This is a genomic window from Streptomyces sp. NPDC047880 (genome assembly GCF_040706515.1).
Taxonomy (GTDB): domain Bacteria; phylum Actinomycetota; class Actinomycetes; order Streptomycetales; family Streptomycetaceae; genus Streptomyces.
The window spans coordinates 31,809-54,493 of record NZ_JBEZOK010000026.1; the positions used below are offsets into that span (position 1 = coordinate 31,809).

Below are 22,685 nucleotides of genomic sequence, written 5' to 3' on the forward strand. Positions count from 1 at the left end.
CCACGCCTAGTACGCTGACGGCCATCCCGGCGCCTGCGAGAGTGTGACTGTGACTTCCCTGCGACCCCGCCCTGAGCCCACCGAGGTCGCCCGTGTGACCTCCACGGCAGCGGAGTTGCTGGAGGTCCTCTGGGGCCGGGCCTCCACCGCGCCGGCCTCCGCGTCCCAGCTGCGGGTGCTGCTCATCCTCGAACACCACGAGGGCATCAACCTGCGTACGCTCGCCGACTCCCTCGCCTCCACACCGCCCTCGACCAGCCGGCTGTGCGACCGGCTGCAGGCGGCCGGGTTCGTCGAGCGCGAGGTCAGTCCGGCCGACCGGCGCGAGGTGCGCCTGCACCTCAGCGGCCGGGGCCGCGCCTTCCTGGACGACCTGCGCGTGCGCCGGGAGCAGGCGCTGCGCGCGGTGCTCGACCAGATGCCCGCGGCGAAACGGGTCGCGCTGCTGCAGGGGCTGGAGGCGTTCTGCGACGCGGCGGCGGCCCAGATACACGACGACTCCGAAGACTCCCGATCGTCCGGCGCCCGGACTGCCTGACCTACGTGCCGCCACCGCGCGGAATCGGACCTTCCGGCCTCTTCCCCGCGCACGTTCGGCACGCCTAGGCTGTTGCCCTCCACCTATAGTTGTCAAACGACAACTGTCCGCTCCGCGAGCCTCACGGTCCTCTCTCGCGCACCCCACCGCCCACCCTCCCTGCCCGTACCGTCGCAGTACCGGTCCGGGTACCCCGCCATCGCCTCGACCTGCGCCGACTGTGGTCAACGTCTCGACGGGGCATATGCGGGACATGATCCGGACGAGGGCGGGTAACGGCGCCTGAGGTGGCCTGTCGGGGGATCGGAGCGGGCCGGACTGACAGGGAGGGCCCGTGACGGCGACCATGCGCATCGGCACGACGACGGATTCCGCCACCTACACCGGTGAGGAGCTGCCGCAGATCGCCGAGCCCCAGAAGCTCGCACCGCAGGACGCGCGGGAGCTGACCGGACAGTTCCTCGGCCGGCTCGCCGTGCTCGAGGAGGGCACGCCCGAATACCAGTACGCCCGCAACACGCTCATCGAGATGAACATGTCGCTGGTGCGCTTCGCGGCCCGCCGGTTCCGCACCAGCGGCCAGTCGATGGAAGACGTCGTCCAGGTCGGCGTCATCGGGCTGATCAAGGCCATCGACCGCTTCGAGGTCTCCCGCGAGGTGCAGTTCACCAGCTTCGCTGTGCCGTACATCATCGGCGAGATCAAGCGGTTCTTCCGCGACACGTCCTGGGCCGTGCACGTGCCGCGCCGCCTGCAGGAGGCCCGTACGGAACTCGCCAAGGCCACCGAGGAGCTGGCCTCCCGCCTCGGCCGTGCGCCGAGAGTCTCCGAACTGGCCGCCCTGATGAACCTGTCCGAGGAGGAGGTCGTCGAGGCGCAGATCGCGGCCAACGGCTACGTGTCCTCCTCCCTCGACGCGACGGTCACCGGCGACCCGGACGAGAGCGAGACGACCCTGTCGGAGTTCATCGGCGAGGAGGACCCGGCCCTCGAACTCGTCGAGGACTTCCACGCCCTGGCCCCCCTGGTCGCCGAACTCGACGAGCGTCAGCGCCTCATCCTCCACCTGCGCTTCGTGGAGGAGCTGACCCAGGCGGAGATCGGCGCCCGGCTCGGCATCTCGCAGATGCACGTCTCCCGGCTGATCTCACGCACGGTGGCACGGCTGCGCTCGGGGATGCTCACCACCGGCTGACCCGGCCCCCACGACGACAAGAGCCCCGGTCCGGATGATCTCCGGACCGGGGCTTTCTCGTAGGCCCTGTGGGACTCGAACCCACAACCAATGGATTAAAAGTCCACTGCTCTGCCAATTGAGCTAAGGGCCCAGGCGATGTTGCCCCCACGAGCATAGCCGGACGACGCCGCGTCTCCGATCGGGTATCCGGGTCCCGGCCGTGGCGGAGGGGCGAACAGGGGCCGATCAGGGCCGTGGAGCGACCGGTTCGGGCGGGTCCGCGCGGGCCGCCGAGCGGGTGTGCCCCCACGACAGAGCGCCGTGGCCCGCCCGTTGGGAGGGGGCCACGGCGCTCCTCATGCGCTGATGTCAGCCGTTGCGCTTCCAGCGCGGCTTGTCCTCGCGGCGCTGGAACGAGCCGCCACCGCGGTGGTCGTCACGACGGCCGTAGGGGCGGTCGTGCCCGCCGGAGCGGAAGCCCGGACGGTCGTCGCGGCGGTCCCGGTTGAAGGGGCGGTCGCTGCCCCGGTGCCCACTGCGCTCGTCCCGGCGGAAGCCGCCGTGGTCACGGTCGCGGTTGAAGCCGCCACGGTCGTCACGACGCTCGAACGAACGGCCGCCACGGTCATCACGACGCTCGAAGGAACGGCCGCCACGGTCACCGCCCCGGTCACCACGGTCGTCCCGGCGGAAGCCACCGCGCTCGCCCCGGTCGGCCCGGTCGTCCCGGCGGAAGCCGCCGCGGTCACGGTCGCGGTCGAAGGAACGGCCACCGCGGTCGCGGTCACGGTCGCGGTTGAAGCCACCGCGGTCGCGGTCACGGTCGCGGTTGAAGCCACCGCGGTCGCGGTCACGGTCGCGGTTGAAGCCACCGCGGTCGTCACGACGCTCGAAGGAACGGCCACCACGGTCACCGCCCCGGTCACCACGGTCGTCCCGGCGGAACCCACCGCGCTCGTCACGCCGCTCCCGGCGCTCGTACGGGGCGGAGGACTCGGGACGCTCCTCGCGCTCCACGTCCTTCGCGGTCGGCTGCTCGGGCACCGACACCTCGACGGCGGCCACGGCCTCGCCGGCCTCCGCGGCCACGGCCGCGGGCTCCTCGCCGCGCTCGCGCGCCACCCGCGCCAGCAGCCGGTCGGACTCCTCGCGCAGCTCGTTCGCGCGCCGCTGCGCCCGCTCCAGCTCCTTGGTGAGCTGGGCGACCTCGCGCTCGGCCTGCTGCGCGGCGTTGCCCACGGACTCGGCCTGCACCTCGGTCATCGACCGGGCACCGGTGATCTCGGCGACCTCCGGGTCGAAGGCGCCGGCGCCCTGGATGATGTGGCGCGAGGCGTCGACGCCCGCGTCCTCCATCAGCCGGAAGATCTGACGCCGCTGGTGCGGCAGCGACAGCGACACGACCGTGCCGGAGCGGCCCGCGCGAGCGGTACGGCCGGAGCGGTGCAGGTAGTCCTTGTGGTCACCGGCCGGGTCGACGTTCAGCACCAGGTCGATGCCGTCGACGTGGATACCGCGCGCGGCGACGTCGGTGGCGACGAGCACGTTGACGTACCCGTCCTTGAAGTCGGCGAGGGTCCGCGTCCGCGCGCCCTGGGTCATGCCGCCGTGCAGCGCGTCGGCCTTCACCCCGGCGTCGCGCAGCTGCTCGGCGACGCGGTCGGCGCCCAGCTGGGTACGGACGAAGATGATCGTGCGGCCCTTGCGGGAGGCGATGGCCGCGGTGACCGGCGCCTTGTCCTTGGGCTTCACGATGAGGATGTGGTGCGACATGGTCGTCACCGCGCCCTGCGCCGCGTCCACCTCGTGCGAGACGGGGTCGTTCAGGTAGCGGTCGACCAGGGTCTTGATCTCGTTCTCCATGGTCGCGGAGAAGAGCATCCGCTGACCGCCCGCCGGGATCTGGTCGAGCAGCTCCGTCACCTCGGGCATGAAGCCCAGGTCGGACATCTGGTCGGCTTCGTCGAGGACCGCGATCTGCACGTTCTCCAGGGAGCAGGCGCCGCGGTTGATGATGTCGCGCAGCCGGCCCGGGGTGGCGACCAGGACGTCGACGCCCCTCTCCAGGGCGTAGATCTGGTTGCCCATGGACGTACCGCCGCAGACGACCTTCATCTTCAGGCCGAGGACGTCGCCGTAGGGCTGGAGCGCGTCGGCGACCTGCATGGCGAGCTCACGCGTGGGGGTCAGGATGACGGCACGCGGCTTGTGCTTCTCGGTCCGGCCGCCGGCCAGCGTGGCCAGGGTCGGCAGACCGAACGACAGGGTCTTGCCGGAGCCGGTGCGGCCCCGGCCGAGGATGTCCTTGCCGGCCAGGGCGTCCGGGATGGTCGCGGCCTGGATCGGGAAGGGGGTGGTCACGCCGTTCTGGGCGAGCTTGCGCACGACGCCCTCGGGGAGACCGAGGTCCGCGAAGGTGACCTCGGGAGCGTCCTCGGCCGCCTCGTTCTCGGGCACGACGACGTGATCAGTACTGGCAATGGACATGCGAATGCGAAACCTTCCGGAGTCTCAGTCGGCACGCGCCCGTCAACTCCGTGATTCGCGATTCGCAATACGACCGCCTCAATGCGGTCCACCACGGCAAGGGAGAGTACGCGCCACACGGCGCGCTCTGCTGTGGCGCCGGGCAAGATGGGATCAAACGATCTGCCACCATACGCACTCCGGGCCCCGTAAGGCAAACCGGACTGTGCAGGCGACAGCGGACCACCGCCCGACGGCCGGACGGCTTCCGCCATGCTCCAACCACCCTCCGGCCGGGGTTCTTCCCGCCCCGGAGGAAATGTGTCCCGCGCCACCCGCACCTCCCCGGGGTGCGGTGCCGGTCGTGCGTGTCGGGTCGCAGAAAACCCACACGCGCCTCGCGGCCGCGATCCGCTCCGCACGACACCCCCTAGGCCGGTGACCCCGCCTCCGGTGCCGGTTCCCGCTGCTCGAGCTGCGGTCCCGGCGGCTCGTGGGCCGACGACGACGGCTCCGGCGTCGGGTCGGGAGACGTCGTCGGCTGCTGCGGAGTGGGAGTGGGCTCGGGTTCGGCGGTCCGGGTGGGCGTCGACTGCGCCGGCGGCCTCGGCGTCGGGCGGGCCGTGTTCCCCGGCTTGTCACGCCCCGGCGCGCCCGGGCTCGCCTCGGAGCTCGGCGACGCCTCGGGGGCCGCCGGCTCCGCGCCACCGCCCTTGCCCTTGCCCTTGCCGCCCTTCTTGCCTTTCCGGCCCTTGCCGTGCCCCCGCTCGCCGTCGGGCCCGGCCACGCCCCGCCCGGCGCCGCCCCCCGACACCGCCGACCCGCCGGACGCCTCGCCGGCCCGCTGCCCGGCGGAATGCGACGGCTTGACGCTCCCGCCCGCGTCGTCGTCGCCGACACTCATGCAGCCGGCGGCAGCGGCGACCGCCACGACCGTGGCGGCCAGTCGGACGGGTACGTACAAGGGGCGCACGGGGCCACCTCCGGAAGGGGCGATGGAGTCAACACCTCCAACTCCCGCCGCCCACAAGAGGACACGCGCCCCGTATTCACAACCCGGTCAGCCGTAGCCCAGGGCGTGAAGGCGCGCGTCGTCGATGCCGAAGTGATGCGCGATCTCGTGCACGCAGAAATTTTTGTGAAACACTGCATGTTGGTCGCGCTCCGTATCTAGGCTGATCCGCGACGTGAACGATGGGGAGGCTCAATGCCACAACGTGAGGTTCTTGCCCGTATTGCCCAGGCGACGCTCCGGGCGATTCTGTACCTGCGCATCTCTGACCTCACGGACACGTCCACGTCGATACCTCGCCAGGAAAAGGCGGGCCGCTCGAAGGTCGATGACCTCGGCGCCGAAGTCGTGAAGATCTTCAAGGACGTGGACAAGTCCGGTTACCACACGTACGTGGATCGCCCGGACTGGGAGGCCGCGCTGTCCATGCTCCGAGAGCGCCTGGCGGACGTGCTCATCGTCTTCAAGGTGGACCGCGCGACCCGCCAGGGCATCCCCCAGGCATCCGAGATCATCCGCGTCGTCTACGAGACGGGCTGCCGCTTCATCTCCATCGCGGACGGCATCGACTCCGAGAACGAGGGCTGGGAACTTCAGCTCACGATCGCCGCTCACCAGGCACACCGGGAGTCCAAGAACACAGCCACCCGGGTGGCCGACCTGCGGGCCGACGAGCGGGACGCCGGCCGTTGGATGGGATCACGCCCGTACGGTTTCCTGGTCACGCCTGAGAGGAAGCTGGAGTTGCACGAAGGGGAGGCAGAGGTCATACGGTCCGTCGCCCGGAAGCTCCTTAACGGCGAGTCCCTGCGGTCAGTCGCAGCATGGATCAACGCCGAGGGCCACGACTCTCCACGTTGGGCAAGTCGCAAGATCCGCATCGCTCAGTTGGAAGCCAAGGGCGAACCGCTCAAGGCTCAGAAGCTCCGGGAGAAGCCACTCAACGGCCCGAATTCCTGGTCGTGGCCTGTGGTCCGGAACATGGTCCTGTCGCCACTCATGACCGGCTACCTGCCGCACAAGGGCGAGATCTACCGCCACTCGCGCACGGGCGAGATGGTCCGAGTCGGCCCCGAGATCATCTCTCTCGCGGATTACACCCGCCTCCGGGCGATGTTCGGTACACGCGTTCCAGTGCACTGGACTCGCGATGCGACCCCAGGCAGCAAATCCAAGGACACGGGACGGGCCGTAACGGGCCTCCTGTCGGACCTCCTGTACTGCGGAGAGTGCGGGGCCCGGATGTCGTACGACGCCTATTGGATCCGAAACGGCAAACCTTGGCCGCGCTATCGCTGCGCGCGCCGCCAGATGAGCGGCAGGTGCCCTGGAACGCTGATGAAGGGTGATCATGCGGACGCCCTGGTCACGGGGGCGCTGGTCGGCCACCTGACCGCCCTGGAAGATGACTCTCCTGCGCTCCTGGCCATCGCGGAACGCTGGGCGGATTTGCAGCACCCAGAACGACGGGCACAACGGCGGGAACTGGAGGCCCGCATCCAGAACGAAGAGGAGTTCTTGGACCGCTTGGAAGAGGAGAAACTGAACGGTCTCTTTCAGGGCAAGCGCGGTGAGGAGCGGTTCCGGCGTCGTTATGACGCCAGCAACGAACGTCTGGAGCAGTACGAGGCGGAGCTAGCGGCTCTCCCCAATGCTCAGACGCTCGACATCACGTTCCTGCGGGACTCGGAGCTGTTCGCGGAAGCGTGGGAGGGCTGGCCACTCAGCGAGAAGCGCGAGATCCTCGGTCTCGCGCTGAACCAGGCCTGGCTCTTCAAGGCTCGTACGTCAGGTGTGAAGCCCTCCGTGGACCGGTACCGGTTCTGGTGGGTGGGTGACCCGGAGCCGACGGACATCGGCGTGCCCCTGACGCTGGCCGAGGCGGACTGAGACGGACGCCACATGAGGAGGGCAGCCCCGCCAAGGGACCTGCCCTCCTGTGCGTTGCGCCACGGCCGACTGAGCTCTCCGTGACGGAACGGGGTGCCAGGGGCAAGAAAAGTGCCCTGGGGCCCTTCTTTCTTGCGTACGTGTGTAGAGAAGGGGCGCAGGGCACGTTTTGTGCCCCCAGAACTTGGGCGGGCCCAGCTCCTGGCGGAGAACGGCCTCAGCCGGTGTCACGGCCCCCAGTGAATGGATACAGACGGACCACAGACCGTCCCACGTGCTTGGCCCCCGTTTCGCGGGTGGTGCCTCCCTGGGTTCTGCGGTCCGGGTGAGTGCGCCCCCGTGGCGGGGGCCTTTTTGCCTGGTGCATCGCGCCCCGGACGGTTCTCTCCTCCCGTCCTGGCGTCCAGGCCACGGCGGTGCACCAATACACGCGGGCGGCCACGAGCCGTCCGTTCTCCTGATGAGTCGCCAGCTCCACGGAGGGGCTCCGGCCGGATGCTCTCCCAGCGTCCTGCCGGGGCCGACTGGCGGCCGTTCGCGCACCGGGCAGGGTGCAATCAAGAACGCAGACTCCCGGCGGTGGGCCGGGCCGCCTCCAGGCAAACCAACCCGCCCCCGATAGGACCCGTTCGGCCCCGTTGCTCCCAGGGCTGCCCCCTTGGTTGAGCGCGGAGCCGGACGGGCCCTTTTCGCGCTCCGGGGCCAAGTCCGTCATCATCAGCGAACACGGCCAGGCGATCTACAAGACCTTGCGCTGGACCCCCTACCGGCGCAGTGACGGCGTGGGGCTGACCACCTGGACGGAGCCTGTCACCGCCGACGAGGCTGAGGTTCCCCCGCTGCGCGGGAGTGGCTGACTAGCAGGTCAGGGCGGGTTGACGTGGTTTCAGGTTCACTTGTTCGGCCGTTGCCCGGCTAGCGTAGTGCTTCTCCTCGTACTCGATCGGGCTGAGGTAGCCGAGCCGTTTCTGGATGCGGCGGGGGTTGTAGAAGCCGTCGAGGTACTCGAAGAGCGTGAGGTTCGCTTCGGCTCTGGTGGAGAAGACGCGGCCGCGGATGCACTCGGTCTTGATGACCATCCACAGGTTCTCCGCGAGGGCGTTGTCGAACGAGTCGCCGACCGAGCCCATGGACGCCTGGATCCCTGCCCTGACCAGGCGTGTTGTGAGCTTCACGGACGTGTATTGACAGCCGTGGTCGGCGTGGTGAATGAGCTCGCCGGGGGCGACTTCGCGGCTGGCCAAGGCGTATTCGAGCGTGGTGAGGACCAGGTCGGCGTCGGCGCGGGCTGAGGTTTCCCAGGCCACCACCCGGCGGGAGAACGCGTCGCGGATCGCGGACAGCCACAGCGGGCCCTCCTCGGTCGCGATCATGGTCAGGTCGGTTACCCACAGGCGGTTCGGCCCGTTCGCGGTGAAGTCGCCCTGCCGTGTCGCAGCGGGCGGACGCGGCCCTGGAGGCGGCGGGGTACTCGACGTGGACCGTCACCGGGGACGGCCTGCTGGGCCACCCTCACCGGGCCCCGTATGACCGCACCATCGCCACATGTGCCGTCCGCCGCGTCCCCTACGCATGGGTCAGGCAGACCAAGCCCGGCGGGGTCATCCTCGCCACCGTGGGCCCCAGTGCCTGGTCCTACGGCACGGGCCTGGCGAAACTCACCGTCAAGGACGACGGGACCGCAGAGGGCCGGATCATCGGCCGCACGTCGTTCATGCCTGCCCGAGCGGAGGCGGCCGTCCCGCTCTCCGGCGACCTTTCCGCCCGCGCCGCCTACGCCGACACCGAGCGGCGGAGCAAGCTCTCCCCCGACATGCTGAACGACTGGGTACCCGCCTTCCTGGCCCAGCTCGCCGCACCCGGAACCCAGCTCGTACGGGCGGTCAGCGACACCCGAGAGACGGTCTACCTGTTCGACACGGCCCGTGAGGCGTTCGCCGCCCTCACTGCCGACGGGGAGGAGTGGAACGTCCGGCAGGGCGGACCAGTCGCCATCTGGGACGCCATCGAAGACACGCTGACCGCATGGCGGGACGCTGGCGAACCCGACATCACCGCCGTGCGCATGGAGGTCACTCCCACAGCGCACGCGTACTGGATCGGCGGACAGCAGATCACGACTGAGGCCCGCTCCTACTGGATCGGTGACCAACCGGCACTCCGCTGGAAGCACCAGTACCCCCCGCTGAGCGCCTGATCCCGCCCCACTCCGCACAGCCCTGGCCGGCCGTCCCCCGGGTGGTGCCAGGGCTGTGCGCTACGGCACGACGGCTCCGCAACCACCCCCGCTCCGCGCGGTCCTCCTGGACAATGGCCGTGTGCTGGAGATGACACGCGACAGGTTCGAAGAACTGGTGAGTGAGGCCCTGGACCAGATCCCGCCGGAGCTGACGCGGGTCATGGACAACGTGGCCGTGTTCGTGGAGGACGAACCCCCGGCGGACGACCCGGAGCTATTGGGCCTATACGAGGGGACTCCGCTCACGGAGCGCGGGGAGTGGTACGCCGGAGTCCTGCCCGACCGCATCACGATCTACATGGGCCCGACCCTGCGCTACTGCGAGACGCCGGATGACGTGGTGCACGAGGTGGCCGTGACCGTCATCCATGAGGTGGCGCATCACTTCGGCATTGAGGACGCCCGGCTCCATGAACTGGGGTGGGGCTGACTTCCAGGCTTTCTCGGCCACGCACCATCATGCCCCTGACCAGGACGGATACCAGGCTCTACCGGCGACGCATCCAGTTGGCTGAAGATCAGCAAAAGAGGTGTACGACGGGGTATCCTGCACCACGGTGATCTCCGTCTCCGCGGCCACGTCCTCCCGCGACTGGCACATCCGCAGCGTCGGGTTCCGGTACACGGTGATCCGGTCCGGAAGCACACCGGCGTACCACTCGCCCCGGTCGGTCAGCGGAGTCCCCTCGTACAGCCCGAGCAGCTCGGGATCGTCCGCGGGCGGTTCGTCCTCGACGAACACCGCGACGTTGTCCATCAGTCGCGTCAACTCCGGCGGGATCCGGTCGAGCGCCTCGGCGACCAGCTCCTCGAACTCCTCGCGCGTCATCTCCAGCACAGGCCCATTGTCGGCCACGACCCCGCCGAACGAGAGCCTCCCGGCGCCGCATATCCCGCCGCCGACTTGGGCATACGGGACCAATGGCCCGCGTCCCCGCCGCAGTCCTGAGTGTCCTGAACCCGATCCGCAAGGCCCCGCACAGACTCGCCCGCCGCTATCGCTCCCGCCAGGCACCCACCACGATCGCACTCGTGGCGCAGCCGCACCCGTGGACGCGTGCCGTGGGGCTCGTGGCCGTCGTCCTGTGCGGCGCGTGGCTGGGACTGCTGGTCGTGGGCAACGTCCGGGTCCCGGTCGGCCCCATGGACACCACGATGACGCTGCGCCCGTCGTTCACCGGCGGCACCCGGATCAACGTCTCGCCCCTCGGCGCCCTCCAGCTGGACAGCCACATCGCCCCCGTCCGCCTGGACGTGAACGTCGACCAGCTCGACCCCGACCGCTCCCAGGCCCTCGTCGACCACCCCGAACGCCTCTCCGGCCTCCAGGACGAGGTCACCCGGGATGTCGGCCGCGGCACCCTCGACCTGGCCGTACGCTCCGGTGTCGCCGTCGTCGCCGGGGCCACCGCCCTCGGCCTGGTCGTCTACCGCCGCCCGCGCCGCGCCCTGGCCGCCGGCGGCCTGGCTCTCACCCTCCTCGCCGCCTCGGGCGGCACGGCGTACGCCACCTGGCGCCCCGACTCCGTCCTGGAACCCAAGTTCTCGGGCCTGCTCACCTCGGCCCCCTCCCTGGTCGGCAACGCGCGCAGCATCGTCACGGAATTCGACGTCTACCAGAAGGAGTTGGCCCGCCTGGTCACCAACGTGACCAAGCTCTACGACGCCACCTCGACGCTCCCCGCCTACGCGCCCGACCCCTCCACGATCCGGGTCCTGCACGTCTCCGACATCCATCTGAACCCGGCGAGCTGGAAGATCATCGCCTCGCTCGTGGAGCAGTACAAGGTCGACGTGATCGTCGACTCGGGCGACACGATGGACCACGGCACGGCCGCCGAGAACGGCTTCCTGGACCCCGTCCAGGACCTCGGGGCCCCCTACGTCTGGGTCCGCGGCAACCACGATTCGATGATCACCCAGCGCTATCTGCAGGGCCTGAGGAACGTCCATGTCCTGGACGACGGCAAGGCGCAGACGATCAGGGGATTGCGTTTCGCGGGCATCGGCGATCCGCAGTTCACCCCCGACCGCTCGCAGCAGACCGGCGCCCGGCAGTCCCAGGAACTGGCCGGTGCGCGTCTGGCCACGGCCCTGCGCGACCAGAGCACGGCCGGCACCCCGGTGGACGTCGCCGTCGCCCATGAGCCCTCCGCCGCCCGCGAGGTGGACGGCGAGGTCCCGCTGGTCCTGTCGGGCCATCTGCACCACGACGAGATGGAGATGCTGCCGTACGGCACCCGGCTCCGCATCGAGGGCTCCACGGGCGGCAGCGGCCTGCGCGCCATCGAGGGCAAGCATCCCGATCCCATCGAGACGTCGATCCTGTACTTCGACCGGGACAGCCGCCGTCTCCAGGCCTGGGACGAGATCGAACTGGGCGGCCTCGGCCTCACGACGGCGGAGGTCAGCCGCCACCTCCCGGAGGAGAACCAGCCCGGCGCGACCCCCTCGCCGGGCGCCCCCACGAAGGGCACCCCGCCGACCTTGCCCTAAACCGTTTTGGCGATAGCTCCCGCCATCCCATATGCTTCTCACGTCCCCGACGCGCTGAGAAGCGCGCAGGCGGGCCGATAGCCCTCATCGTCTAGCGGCCTAGGACGCCGCCCTTTCAAGGCGGTAGCACGGGTTCGAATCCCGTTGGGGGCACGCACCACCCTGTGCGACACTGTCGTACGAAGCTTGGTCCTGTGGAGCAGTTTGGAGTGCTCGCCACCCTGTCAAGGTGGAGGCCGCGGGTTCAAATCCCGTCAGGACCGCTGAGGTTTCACGTGAAACCTCGTGGCTGGGTAGCTCAGTTGGTACGAGCGTCCGCCTGAAAAGCGGAAGGTCGCCGGTTCGACCCCGGCCCCAGCCACAACCGCCCTCACCAGGGCCTGAGCCCCTCTCCGGGATTCCGGAGAGGGGCTCTTCCGTGTCCCACGCCCTCCGCCCCAGACCGGCACCGATGATCTTGAACGTTAGAATCGGGCGCCCCTCACTCGACCCGAGGGGTTCACGCTGCGACGCGTGATGAAGGACGGGGAACGACATGAAGAAGACAGTCGGCAGGATCGCCATCGCTCTCGCCGTGGCCATCGGCGGCGTGGTGGCCACCAGCGGATCCGCGAGCGCCTACGGCACCGGGGAGTGCAAGTACTCGAAGGAGAGGACCGCCTCCGGCCACGGGGACACGGTCATCCTGCAGATCTGGCGCTGCCCGGACGGGCACGACTACGCCAAGGGCATCATCTCCGGAAGCGCCAGTGCCACCAAGGCGCGGGTGTGGATGGACGACTCGATCAACGGCGGCAGGAGCTGGACCGCGCGCCAGTACACGAGCAGCCCGTCGAGGTCGACGCAGACGCCGCAGAACAACCTGCTGTACGACGGCTCGCCGCACAAGGTGCGGGCCTGCGGGGACACCAGCGGTCACAAGACCATCTGCACGGCCTGGTACTGACCGGACCGGCCACGGCCGGACAGCCGGCCGACAGCGGGCACGCACCACGAAGCCGCCGTTCACCTCGCGTGAGCGGCGGCTTCGTGCCCACGGGACCCGGTCCCACGGCCCGCGCCGCTCGGCGCGCGCCGCACGATGCGCGCCGCACGGCCGACTCCCCCACGGCCGACGGCAAAAGCGTTAGCCATGAAATTCGCCGGGATGAGATCCTGGATCGCGTATGTCTACGCACCCCGCCCCCGCCCTCGGCGCCCTCGCCCCCCGCCTGACCGAGCTCTCCCTGCGCGACGCGCACCGGCTCGGGCGCAGGCTCGAAGGCGCGCGCAAGATCCGCAAGCCGGAGGCGCGGGCCGCCGTGCTCGCCGAGATCGAGGCGGAGGTCGGCAGGGCAGAGGAACGCATCGCCGGGCGGCGCGCCCTCGTGCCCGAGGTCACGTACCCCGAGCAGTTGCCGGTCAGCCAGAAGAAGGACACGATCGCCGACGCCATCCGCGACCACCAGGTCGTGATCGTCGCCGGTGAGACCGGCTCCGGCAAGACGACACAGATCCCCAAGATCTGTCTCGAGCTGGGGCGCGGCGTGCGCGGCATGATCGGGCACACGCAGCCGCGCCGGATCGCGGCCCGCACCGTCGCCGAGCGCGTCGCCGAGGAGCTGGACACCCCGCTCGGCGAAGCCGTCGGCTGGAAGGTCCGCTTCACCGATCAGGTCGACCCGGACGCCACGTTCGTCAAGCTCATGACCGACGGCATCCTGCTCGCCGAGATCCAGACCGACCGCGAGCTGCGCGCCTACGACACGATCATCATCGACGAGGCCCACGAGCGGTCCCTCAACATCGACTTCCTGCTGGGCTACCTCGCCCAGCTGCTGCCCAAGCGCCCCGACCTCAAGGTCGTCATCACCTCGGCCACGATCGACCCCGAGCGTTTCTCGCGGCATTTCGGCGACGCCCCGATCGTCGAGGTCAGCGGCCGTACGTACCCGGTGGAGGTCCGCTACCGCCCACTGCTGGAGGAGGACGGCGACGACGCGGACCGCGATCAGATCACGGCGATCACCGATGCCGTGGAGGAGCTCCAGAAGGAGGGCAAGGGCGACATCCTCGTCTTCCTCTCCGGTGAGCGGGAGATCCGGGACACGGCCGACGCGCTCACGAAGAAGCAGTACAGATTCACCGAGATCCTGCCCCTCTACGCCCGGCTCTCCCACGCCGAGCAGCACCGCGTCTTCCAGCCGCACACCGGTCGCAGGATCGTTCTGGCCACGAACGTCGCAGAGACCTCGCTGACCGTCCCGGGCATCAAGTACGTCATCGACCCCGGCTTCGCGCGGATCTCCCGCTACAGCCACCGCACCAAGGTCCAGCGGCTGCCCATCGAGCCGGTCTCGCAGGCCAGCGCCAACCAGCGCAAGGGCCGCTGCGGCCGTACGTCCGACGGCATCTGCATCCGCCTGTACAGCGAGGACGACTTCAACGCCCGGCCGGAGTTCACGGACGCGGAGATCCTCCGCACCAACCTCGCCTCCGTCATCCTGCAGATGACCGCGGCCGGCCTCGGCGACATCGAGAAGTTCCCCTTCATCGACCCGCCGGACCACCGCAACATCCGCGACGGTGTCCAGCTGCTCCAGGAACTGGGTGCCCTCGACCCGGCGCAGAAGGACCCCCGCAAGAGGCTGACGGACACCGGCCGCAAACTGGCCCAGCTGCCCGTCGACCCGCGGCTCGCCCGGATGGTCCTGGAGGCCGACAGGAACGGCTGCGTGCGCGAGGTGATGGTCATTGCCGCCGCGCTGTCCATCCAGGACCCGCGTGAGCGCCCCGCCGACAAGCAGACCCAGGCCGATCAGCAGCACGCCCGCTTCAAGGACGAGACCAGCGACTTCCTCGCCTACCTCAACCTCTGGCGTTATCTCCGCGAGCAGCAGAAGGAACGCGGGTCGTCCTCCTTCCGCCGGATGTGCAAGCAGGAGTACCTCAACTTCCTTCGCATTCGCGAATGGCAGGACATCTACTCGCAGTTGCGCACGGTCGCGAAGCAGATGGGCATCCATCTCAACGAGGACGACGCCCCGGCCGACCGCATCCATCTCTCCCTCCTGGCCGGCCTCCTGTCGCACATCGGCATGAAGGACGTGAAGGAGGGCGCGAAGAACGAGTATCTGGGCGCGCGCAACGCCAAGTTCGCGGTCTTCCCGGGGTCGGCCCTCTTCAAGAAGCCCCCGCGTTTCGTGATGTCCGCCGAGCTCGTCGAGACGTCCCGCCTCTGGGCCCGCGTCAACGCGAAGATCGAGCCCGAGTGGGTCGAGCCCCTCGCCGCGCACCTCGTCAAGCGCACCTACAGCGAACCGCACTGGGAGAAGGACCAGGCCGCGGTGATGGCGTACGAGAAGGTCACGCTCTACGGCGTGCCGATCGTCGCCCAGCGGAAGGTCAACTACGGGCGGATCGACCCGGAGATCAGCCGTGAGCTGTTCATCCGGAACGCGCTGGTCGAGGGCGACTGGCGCACGCACCACAAGTTCTTCTCGGACAACCGCCGCCTCCTCACCGAGGTCGAGGAGCTGGAGCACCGTGCCCGGCGCCGGGACATCCTGGTCGACGACGAGACCCTGTACGACTTCTACGACCAGCGGATCCCCGAACACGTCGTCTCCGGCGCCCACTTCGACTCCTGGTGGAAGCACAAGCGGCACGAGCAGCCCGACTTCCTCGACTTCGAGCGCGAGATGCTCATCAACGAGAAGGCGGGTGAGGTCACCAAGGCCGACTACCCCGACTCGTGGCGCCAGCGGAACCTGAAGTTCCGGGTGACGTACCAGTTCGAGCCGGGGGCGGACGCCGACGGCGTGACCGTGCACATCCCCCTCCAGGTCCTCAACCAGGTCACGGACGAGGGCTTCGACTGGCAGATCCCGGGCCTGCGCGAGGAACTGGTGACGGAGCTGATCCGGTCCCTTCCCAAGCCGATCCGCCGGAACTACGTCCCCGCGCCCAACTTCGCGAAGGCGTTCCTGGACCGGGCCGTCCCTCTCCAGGAGCCCCTCACCGCGACCATGACCCGTGAGTTGCGGCTCATGGTCGGGGTGCCCTTCGAGGCGGACGACTTCGACCTGTCCAAGGTCCCCGACCACTTGAAGATCACGTTCCGGATCGTTGACGAGCGCCGCCGCAAACTGGCCGAGGACAAGGACCTGGAGGCGCTGAAGCTGATGCTGCGCCCGAAGGCCCGCAAGGCCCTCTCCCAGGCGGCCGCGGCGACCGCGGAGCGCTCCGGCGGTGAGTCCCTGGAGCGCTCGGGCCTGACCGACTGGACGATCGGCACGCTCACCCGCGTCTTCGAGACCCGCCGGGCCGGTCAGCCGGTGAAGGCGTACCCGGCCCTGGTCGACGACGGCGACACGGTCTCCGTACGCCTCTTCGACACGGAGGCGGAGCAGGCGCAAGCCATGTGGAAGGGCACACGCCGGCTGATCCTGCGCAACATCCCGGTCAACCCGGCGAAGTTCGCGTCCGAGAAACTGACGAACGCGCAGAAGCTGGCCCTGTCCGCCAACCCGCACGGCTCGATCCAGGGGCTGTTCGACGACTGCGCGATGGCCGCCGCCGACAAGCTGATCGGGGATTTCGGCGGCCCGGCGTGGGACGAGGAGTCGTACCGCAAGCTGTACGACAAGGTGCGCGCCGAGATCGTCGACACGACCGTCCGAACGGTGGGGCAGGTGCAGCAGGTCCTGGCCGCCTGGCAGGCCTGTGAGCGCCGCCTGAAGGCCGTACGCAGCCCCGCGCTGCTGCCGAATCTCCAGGACGTGCGGGGGCAGCTGGACGCCCTGGTGAAGCCCGGCTTCGTGACGGAGGCGGGCCTGCGCCGGATGCCGGACCTGATGCGCTACCTGGTGGCCGCCGACCGGCGTCTGCAGCAGATGCCGACGAACGTGCAGCGGGACACCACGCGGATGCAGAAGGTCCACGAGATGCGGGACGAGTACGCCTGGCTGCTGGAGCAGCTGCCCCAGGGCCGGCCCGTTCCGTCGTCGGTCCTGGACATCCGCTGGATGATCGAGGAGCTCCGGGTCAGCTATTTCGCCCACGCGCTGGGCACCGCGTACCCCGTCTCCGACAAGCGGATCGTGAAGGCGATCGACGCGGCGGTGCCGTAACGGGGCCGGCACGCAGGGTGAGTTCGACCAGGGGCCCACCCTCCTGTACAGTCTCTTCTCGCAGCGCAACGCACGAATCGCACTGCGAAACCTGGTCCTGTGGAGCAGTTTGGAGTGCTCGCCACCCTGTCAAGGTGGAGGCCGCGGGTTCAAATCCCGTCAGGACCGCAGCAAAGGAGCCCGGATCTTCGGATCCGGGCTCTTCGCGTTGCTCGTGGGCCTTCACGGGGCGATCTCTCCCGCATCCTGACCCACGGATCCCCGGCTCTTTCATGCGCCCTGGCCTCCGCGTCCGCCTCCGGGCCGGCACAGGCCGTCTTGACGGCCCCTCAATCCCTCGGTACCCCAGAACCATGGCCGTTCTCCCTACGGCCCCTGGAGGTGGCGTATGGCGGCAGTGGCCAGGCACGAGACGCGCGCTCTGCTCCGCGCGCACCTGTCGGCCGCGTCGTCGTACCGGCACCTCACACGGCACTGCCCGATATGTCATCGCCTGCTGCGGCTGGCGATGGAGTCCGCACCGCGTACCACCCGGACCGCGGCCCCGCCCCCGGAGGACGAGAGCCCGGCGCCGGCATGACCCACGAATGGCCCCAACGCCCCTGCGTACGCGGGCTGCTGGCAAGGGCGGCTTCTCTACCGCACCCCGGGCGGGGCTAACAAGCCGCTTGGTATGTGACGGGTGTCACCGCATGAGTTTTGGAAAGTGCGGTACTTACGCCCCACCTACAAAGGGTCAATTTAATATGTGCAATTGCACCCTGTCCGGGGTGTCACGCACGGGGGATCCGACACCCCTCCCCAGGCTCCTACAAGGCCGCGCACAGCAGGATCGGCAGACCCACCGCGGGCGCACAAAAAAGATCGCGCTGGACCCGGCGGAGTCCAGCGCGATCGACGACGCACCCTGTTGTATGCCTGGAGAGCTCTGAGTGGCTCGGGCGTGGGGCCTGTTGGGGCAGGACCCGCGTCGCTTGGAGCTGCGGTTCCGGGCGTCGCGGCCAGTGGGGGACCGGCCGGTTTGCCCGGTTATTCAGTTGTTCAGGCCTCGCTGCGCTGCTGCGGGATGCCCGCGAGCAGAGCGCGGACCTCAGCCTCGCGGTAGCGCCGATGCCCGCCGAGCGTGCGGATCGACGTGAGCTTGCCGGCCTTCGCCCACCGCGTGACCGTCTTCGGGTCCACACGGAACATGGTGGCGACCTCAGCCGGGGTCAGCAGCGGCTCGGCATCAGGGGTGCGAGCGGTCATGAGCGGCCTCCTCGGGAGAACCGAACCTTCTCGGTTCTTTCCTCTAAATTCTGCACCTTGACCCGCGTTGCCCGAAATGGCGGACGCGAGTCGAGTCGGTTATAGGACGAACGGCTTGTCCTCGGCACTACAACTACACCATCTGTCCAGCCGCGTCGGCCAAACCGATGGAATTGCCCCTCCAGGTGTTCATCAGCGACGGAAGCCGATGGACCATGCCATAGCGGACAGTCACACCACTGTGACGATCAGTCACAGGGCGATCAGGAAGTCACCAGGCCCCCCAAAGCGTGCAATGCTGAGATTCCGCCCATAGTGCAGCACCATGGGACGGAAGGAGCCCTCCCCGGACTCCTTGTCCTATTTTGGCATGAGGAGGGGCAAGGGACGCAAGAGCCTCGTACGTGTACTCCGTCACGCTTGGCCTACTTGAGAGGTCTGCCCGGATCGGGTCCTACGTCCCTTGTTGACGAAGCCTCAGGAAGAACACGGCCCGCTTCAGGAACTCGGTGCGAGGACGAAACCCCAAATCGGGCGGTTCGTCAAACGTCAGTTCGTGACCGAATGCGAGCGGTGTGTACGGACATCAAGGTCAGGGGTCAGTTGGCCGACCGCAGATCCCGTACGGAACGCCAGCGCTCCACGAGCCGGGCGTACGCCTTCCCCGCGGCCTCCCCGTCGCCCCTGCGCAGCGCGGCGATCCCCTCGGCCACGTCCGCGGCCGAATGGTCGTCCTCCAGCGCCCCGGCGGGCACCGCGTGCACCAGGCCGCCGTAGTCCAGTTCCACGAGCGAACGCGGGTGGAACTCCTCCAGCCAGCGCCCGACATCCGTCAGGCCGTCGATCAGCGGCCCTTCGTTCATGGCCTCCCTCAGGGCGCGCAGACCCCGGGCCACCCGCCGCCGGGCCTGGACCATGGGGGTGCGGTAGCGCAGCACGGGCGGGCTGTCGGCCGACGCGCCCTTGTCGTACTCGCGCTCCTCGTCGGAGACCAGCACGAACCAGTTGATCGGCACCTGCCAGGTGGCCGTACGGATCCACGGCCGGGCGTCCGGGTTGATCGCCAGCCAGCGCTCGTAGTCCTGGGCCGCCTGGCGCCGCAGGACGGGCGGCAGGACCGCGTCCATGACCGGCCGGGGCAGCTCCTCGGACAGCTCGTCCAGGGCCAGCCAGCCGCGCAGCCGGGTGCGCCAGGGGCAGACGCAGACCACGCCGTCGACCTCCAGCACGAAGGCGTCCTCGCTCTCGTGCACCGGCACCGGGACCGGCGGGGTGGGCGCCAAGTCGGTCAGGGCACGGCGGAGTTCGTCCTGGTACGAGGGGCGGTCCGTGCGACGGGCGTAGCGGGCCCACTGGCTGCGCTCCGGCTCGGGGAAGGCGGCCAGCGGTTCGTACACGCGCAGGTAGGTCGCGTAGGGGACGATCACCGAGGTCACCTTGGGCACGCCTGCTCCCTCCCCCGCGCTCCGCCGCGAAAACCTGCCGGACCCGCTCACGATCGCGCGGGAAATCTATGCAAATCGTCGCACGGGTGTACTCCGGTCGGAGGGGATCCTGTGCACGGTGCGGCCGGAGGGGCCACCAGGCTCTAATCTCATGCTCAACAGTCCCCGCCACCCGCACGGGGCCTGCTCTCCACCCGCCGCAACTTACTCAGGAGTCACCACAGTGACCGACGTAACCGGCGCACCTGCTGATGTACTGCACACCCTGTTCCACTCGGACCAGGGCGGACATGAGCAAGTCGTGCTCTGCCAGGACCGCGCGAGCGGCCTCAAGGCCGTCATCGCCCTCCACTCCACCGCCCTGGGCCCCGCCCTCGGCGGTACGCGCTTCTACCCGTACGCGACCGAGGCCGAAGCCGTCGCCGACGCGCTGAACCTCGCCCGCGGGATGTCGTACAAGAACGCCATGGCCGGTCTCGGCCACGGCGGCGGCAAGGCCGTGATCATCGGCGACCCGGACACGATCAAGAGCGAGGAGCTGCTCCTCGCCTACGGCCGGTTCGTCGCCTCGCTCGGCGGCCGCTACGTCACCGCCTGCGACGTCGGCACGTACGTCGCCGACATGGACGTCGTCGCCCGCGAGTGCCGCTGGACGACCGGCCGCTCCCCCGAGAACGGCGGCGCCGGGGACTCCTCCGTCCTCACCGCCTACGGCGTCTACCAGGGCATGCGCGCCTCCGCACAGCATGTGTGGGGCGACCCCTCGCTGCGGGGCAGGCGGGTCGGCATCGCCGGTGTCGGCAAGGTCGGCCACCACCTGGTCGAGCATCTGCGGGCGGAGGGCGCCGAGGTCCTCATCACCGATGTGCGCGAGGAGGCCGTGGGCCGGATCCTCGCGGCGCACCCGACAGGAGTGACGGCCGTCGCCGACACCGCCACCCTGATCCGCGCCGAGGGCCTCGACATCTACGCCCCCTGCGCGCTCGGCGGGGCCCTGAACGACGACACCGTGCCGGCGCTCACCGCCAAGGTGGTCTGCGGCGCCGCCAACAACCAGCTCGCCCACCCGGGCGTGGAGAAGGACCTCGCCGACCGCGGGATCCTCTACGCGCCGGACTACGTGGTGAACGCCGGCGGGGTCATCCAGGTCGCCGACGAGCTGCACGGCTTCGACTTCGACCGGTGCAAGGCGAAGGCGTCGAAGATCTTCGACACCACGCTGGCCATATTCGCACGTGCGAAGGAGGACGGCATTCCGCCGGCCGCGGCGGCCGACCGGATCGCCGAGCAGCGGATGCACGACGCGGCCCTGGCCCGCCGGGCCCGGTGACCCCGGGCTGATCCCGGCGTCTCGCACGTTTGGCCGGTACCCGTCGGTGGGCAGTTAGAGAGAACTCTCACTTCTACCGGCGGGTCGACCGCCGATAAGTGGTTAAAATCGCGGTTGACCAGCGAGGACGGGGCGCCTCGAAGGTCCTGGGCGCGGGCACGTCATGCGGGCGACGTACCGTATGGGCGCGGGCTCAGGTACCGTGGAAGCCCTACGGACACGGTCTCTCTGCGGAGAGTCCGTGCCGGACCATGAACGCGTGTCAAGACTCTGGGGCCGTCGAGCCCCGTCGTTGAGGGGGTCGAGCCATGGGGCGCGGCCGGGCCAAGGCCAAGCAGACGAAGGTCGCCCGCCAGCTGAAGTACAACAGCGGTGGGACTGACCTCTCACGCCTGGCCGAGGAGCTGGGTGCATCGCCTTCGAATCCGCAGCCGCCTAACGGCGAGCCGTTCGAAGACGATGAGGACGACGACCTGTACGCACGGTACGCCGACCTCTACGAGGACGACGACGACGAGGACAGCCAGTCCTCGCAGCATCGTCGCGGCGCTTGACCCTGCACTGACGCACTCACCCGGTCGGTGACCGACGGTCACCGACCGGGTTCTGTGCTGCCTGCACGGTCATGACCCCGTGTCTCAGCTCGCGTAGTCACCGATCAGGGCGGCGCCGGTGGTGTGCTCGCCCCGGTCCGTGATCTCTCCGGCCACCCAGGCGTCCACGCCACGGTCGGCGAGGGTCGCCAGGGCCACGTCCACGGACTCCTGGGGCACGATCGCGATCATGCCGACGCCCATGTTCAGGGTCTTCTCGAGCTCCAGGCGTTCGACGCTGCCGGTGCGGCCGACGAGGTCGAAGATCGGGGCCGGGGTCCAGGTGGAGCGGTCCACGATCGCGTGCAGCTCGTCCGGGATGACCCGGGCGAGGTTGGCCGCGAGTCCGCCGCCGGTGATGTGACTGAAGGCGTGCACCTCGGTGGTGCGCATCAGGGCCAGGCAGTCCAGCGAGTAGATCTTCGTCGGCTCCAGCAGCTCCTCGCCGAGGGTGCGGCCGAGCTCCTCGACGTGCGCGTCCAGGGTCAGACCGGCCTGGTTGAGCAGGACGTGGCGGACGAGGGAGTACCCGTTCGAGTGAAGGCCGGAGGACGCCATGGCGATCACCGCGTCGCCCGTCCGGATGCGATCGGCGCCGAGCAGCCGGTCGGCCTCCACGACGCCCGTACCGGCGCCGGCGACGTCGAAGTCGTCCTCGCCCAGCAGGCCCGGGTGCTCGGCCGTCTCGCCGCCGACCAGGGCGCAGCCGGCCAGCACACAGCCCTCGGCGATGCCCTTGACGATGGCGGCGACCCGCTCGGGGTGGACCTTGCCGACGCAGATGTAGTCGGTCATGAACAGCGGCTCGGCGCCGCAGACCACGATGTCGTCCATGACCATGGCGACCAGGTCGTGGCCGATGGAGTCGTAGACGCCCATCTGCCGGGCGATGTCGACCTTGGTACCGACGCCGTCCGTGGCGGAGGCCAGCAGGGGCCGCTCGTAGTTCTTCAGGGCGGAGGCGTCGAAGAGACCGGCGAAGCCGCCGAGGCCGCCGAGGACCTCGGGGCGCTGCGCCTTCTTCACCCACTCCTTCATCAGTTCGACGGCGCGGTCGCCCGCTTCGATGTCGACGCCCGCGGCTGCGTAGCTGGCACCAGTTGTGTCAGGCATGACGATGAAACCTTCGTGTCGTACGGC

General features: G+C 69.3%; 17 protein-coding genes, 5 tRNA genes and 3 pseudogenes. 16 read left to right on the forward strand and 9 right to left on the reverse strand.

Going from position 1 to position 22,685, the window contains the following annotated elements:
• Positions 1-43: 43 nt before the first annotated feature.
• Positions 44-538: a MarR family transcriptional regulator gene (locus AB0937_RS30745; protein ID WP_362241933.1), complete on the forward strand. Its 495-nt coding sequence runs from the start codon at positions 44-46 to the stop codon at positions 536-538.
• Positions 539-884: 346 nt separating this feature from the next.
• Complete coding sequence (locus AB0937_RS30750) at positions 885-1,733, forward strand: RNA polymerase sigma factor SigF (RefSeq protein ID WP_366716395.1); 849 nt, start codon at positions 885-887, stop codon at positions 1,731-1,733.
• A 60-nt stretch (positions 1,734-1,793) separates the two neighbouring features.
• Here the strand turns inward: AB0937_RS30750 and AB0937_RS30755 are convergent.
• From AB0937_RS30755 to AB0937_RS30770, 4 genes and pseudogenes are all read right to left on the reverse strand, one after another.
• A tRNA-Lys gene (locus AB0937_RS30755) sits at positions 1,794-1,866 on the reverse strand.
• Between the two features lie 218 nt (positions 1,867-2,084).
• Positions 2,085-4,202, reverse strand: a complete 2,118-nt coding sequence (locus AB0937_RS30760) for a DEAD/DEAH box helicase (RefSeq protein WP_366716233.1) — start codon at positions 4,200-4,202, stop codon at positions 2,085-2,087.
• A 409-nt stretch (positions 4,203-4,611) separates the two neighbouring features.
• A complete protein-coding gene (locus tag AB0937_RS30765; protein WP_366716235.1) occupies positions 4,612-5,154 on the reverse strand; it encodes a hypothetical protein in 543 nt (180 codons plus the stop codon).
• 87 nt (positions 5,155-5,241) lie between these two features.
• A pseudogene (locus AB0937_RS30770) lies at positions 5,242-5,307 on the reverse strand (metallopeptidase family protein); the annotation flags it as partial.
• Between the two features lie 81 nt (positions 5,308-5,388).
• Here AB0937_RS30770 and AB0937_RS30775 point away from each other — a divergent pair.
• Both AB0937_RS30775 and AB0937_RS30780 read left to right on the forward strand, forming a co-directional pair.
• The gene (locus AB0937_RS30775) at positions 5,389-7,083 is read left to right on the forward strand and encodes a recombinase family protein (protein WP_366716237.1); all 1,695 of its coding nucleotides are present in this window, start codon (positions 5,389-5,391) and stop codon (positions 7,081-7,083) included.
• Between the two features lie 662 nt (positions 7,084-7,745).
• The gene (locus AB0937_RS30780) at positions 7,746-7,940 is read left to right on the forward strand and encodes a hypothetical protein (RefSeq protein ID WP_366716238.1); all 195 of its coding nucleotides are present in this window, start codon (positions 7,746-7,748) and stop codon (positions 7,938-7,940) included.
• On the opposite strand, the pseudogene AB0937_RS30785 reads toward AB0937_RS30780, so the two are convergent.
• A pseudogene (locus tag AB0937_RS30785) lies at positions 7,941-8,480 on the reverse strand (IS3 family transposase); the annotation flags it as partial. It abuts the gene before it with no gap.
• A gap of 32 nt (positions 8,481-8,512) precedes the next feature.
• Here AB0937_RS30785 and AB0937_RS30790 point away from each other — a divergent pair.
• Both AB0937_RS30790 and AB0937_RS30795 read left to right on the forward strand, forming a co-directional pair.
• Positions 8,513-9,280: pseudogene (locus AB0937_RS30790) on the forward strand (methyltransferase); the annotation flags it as partial.
• Between the two features lie 121 nt (positions 9,281-9,401).
• Positions 9,402-9,752 (forward strand): metallopeptidase family protein, encoded by a 351-nt coding sequence (locus AB0937_RS30795; protein ID WP_366716240.1) that lies wholly within the window; start codon positions 9,402-9,404, stop codon positions 9,750-9,752.
• Between the two features lie 27 nt (positions 9,753-9,779).
• Here the strand turns inward: AB0937_RS30795 and AB0937_RS30800 are convergent, their stop codons facing one another.
• Positions 9,780-10,160 (reverse strand): metallopeptidase family protein, encoded by a 381-nt coding sequence (locus AB0937_RS30800; RefSeq protein ID WP_366716242.1) that lies wholly within the window; start codon positions 10,158-10,160, stop codon positions 9,780-9,782.
• Positions 10,161-10,243: 83 nt separating this feature from the next.
• Between AB0937_RS30800 and AB0937_RS30805 the strand changes: the two genes are divergently transcribed.
• From AB0937_RS30805 to AB0937_RS30840, 8 genes are all read left to right on the forward strand, one after another.
• On the forward strand, positions 10,244-11,818 hold the full coding sequence (locus AB0937_RS30805; RefSeq protein ID WP_366716244.1) for a metallophosphoesterase: 1,575 nt from the start codon (positions 10,244-10,246) through the stop codon (positions 11,816-11,818).
• A gap of 80 nt (positions 11,819-11,898) precedes the next feature.
• Positions 11,899-11,971 (forward strand) — tRNA-Glu (locus AB0937_RS30810).
• A 35-nt stretch (positions 11,972-12,006) separates the two neighbouring features.
• Positions 12,007-12,081 (forward strand) — tRNA-Asp (locus tag AB0937_RS30815).
• A gap of 24 nt (positions 12,082-12,105) precedes the next feature.
• Positions 12,106-12,179, forward strand: a tRNA-Phe gene (locus AB0937_RS30820).
• 174 nt (positions 12,180-12,353) lie between these two features.
• On the forward strand, positions 12,354-12,764 hold the full coding sequence (locus AB0937_RS30825) for a hypothetical protein (RefSeq protein WP_366716246.1): 411 nt from the start codon (positions 12,354-12,356) through the stop codon (positions 12,762-12,764).
• A gap of 220 nt (positions 12,765-12,984) precedes the next feature.
• Positions 12,985-16,929, forward strand: a complete 3,945-nt coding sequence (hrpA, locus tag AB0937_RS30830; protein WP_366716248.1) for an ATP-dependent RNA helicase HrpA — start codon at positions 12,985-12,987, stop codon at positions 16,927-16,929.
• Positions 16,930-17,022: 93 nt separating this feature from the next.
• Positions 17,023-17,097, forward strand: a tRNA-Asp gene (locus tag AB0937_RS30835).
• A gap of 220 nt (positions 17,098-17,317) precedes the next feature.
• A complete protein-coding gene (locus AB0937_RS30840; protein WP_366716250.1) occupies positions 17,318-17,509 on the forward strand; it encodes a DUF6274 family protein in 192 nt (63 codons plus the stop codon).
• A gap of 461 nt (positions 17,510-17,970) precedes the next feature.
• On the opposite strand, the gene bldC is transcribed toward AB0937_RS30840, so the two are convergent.
• Positions 17,971-18,177, reverse strand: a complete 207-nt coding sequence (gene bldC, locus AB0937_RS30845) for a developmental transcriptional regulator BldC (protein ID WP_003949541.1) — start codon at positions 18,175-18,177, stop codon at positions 17,971-17,973.
• Positions 18,178-18,776: 599 nt separating this feature from the next.
• On the reverse strand, positions 18,777-19,622 hold the full coding sequence (locus tag AB0937_RS30850) for a hypothetical protein (protein WP_366716252.1): 846 nt from the start codon (positions 19,620-19,622) through the stop codon (positions 18,777-18,779).
• A gap of 223 nt (positions 19,623-19,845) precedes the next feature.
• Between AB0937_RS30850 and AB0937_RS30855 the strand changes: the two genes are divergently transcribed.
• Positions 19,846-20,952: a Glu/Leu/Phe/Val dehydrogenase dimerization domain-containing protein gene (locus AB0937_RS30855; protein WP_366716254.1), complete on the forward strand. Its 1,107-nt coding sequence runs from the start codon at positions 19,846-19,848 to the stop codon at positions 20,950-20,952.
• 308 nt (positions 20,953-21,260) lie between these two features.
• Entirely contained in the window at positions 21,261-21,506 is a 246-nt protein-coding gene (locus tag AB0937_RS30860) for a DUF3073 domain-containing protein (protein ID WP_366716256.1), read from the forward strand.
• A gap of 84 nt (positions 21,507-21,590) precedes the next feature.
• Here AB0937_RS30860 and purM read toward each other — a convergent pair whose 3' ends face one another.
• Positions 21,591-22,658: a phosphoribosylformylglycinamidine cyclo-ligase gene (gene purM, locus AB0937_RS30865; RefSeq protein WP_366716258.1), complete on the reverse strand. Its 1,068-nt coding sequence runs from the start codon at positions 22,656-22,658 to the stop codon at positions 21,591-21,593.
• Positions 22,659-22,685 lie beyond the last annotated feature (27 nt).

Coding starts and splice junctions, on each gene's coding strand:
- AB0937_RS30750 (WP_366716395.1), top strand. CDS start 885: ATGCGCATCGGCACGACGACGGATTCCGCCACCTACACCGGTGAGGAG.
- AB0937_RS30805 (WP_366716244.1), top strand. CDS start 10,244: ATGGCCCGCGTCCCCGCCGCAGTCCTGAGTGTCCTGAACCCGATCCGC.
- AB0937_RS30825 (WP_366716246.1), top strand. CDS start 12,354: ATGAAGAAGACAGTCGGCAGGATCGCCATCGCTCTCGCCGTGGCCATC.
- bldC (WP_003949541.1), bottom strand. CDS start 18,177: ATGACCGCTCGCACCCCTGATGCCGAGCCGCTGCTGACCCCGGCTGAG.
- AB0937_RS30760 (WP_366716233.1), bottom strand. CDS start 4,202: ATGTCCATTGCCAGTACTGATCACGTCGTCGTGCCCGAGAACGAGGCG.
- purM (WP_366716258.1), bottom strand. CDS start 22,658: ATGCCTGACACAACTGGTGCCAGCTACGCAGCCGCGGGCGTCGACATC.
- AB0937_RS30775 (WP_366716237.1), top strand. CDS start 5,389: ATGCCACAACGTGAGGTTCTTGCCCGTATTGCCCAGGCGACGCTCCGG.
- AB0937_RS30860 (WP_366716256.1), top strand. CDS start 21,261: ATGGGGCGCGGCCGGGCCAAGGCCAAGCAGACGAAGGTCGCCCGCCAG.
- hrpA (WP_366716248.1), top strand. CDS start 12,985: ATGTCTACGCACCCCGCCCCCGCCCTCGGCGCCCTCGCCCCCCGCCTG.
- AB0937_RS30840 (WP_366716250.1), top strand. CDS start 17,318: ATGGCGGCAGTGGCCAGGCACGAGACGCGCGCTCTGCTCCGCGCGCAC.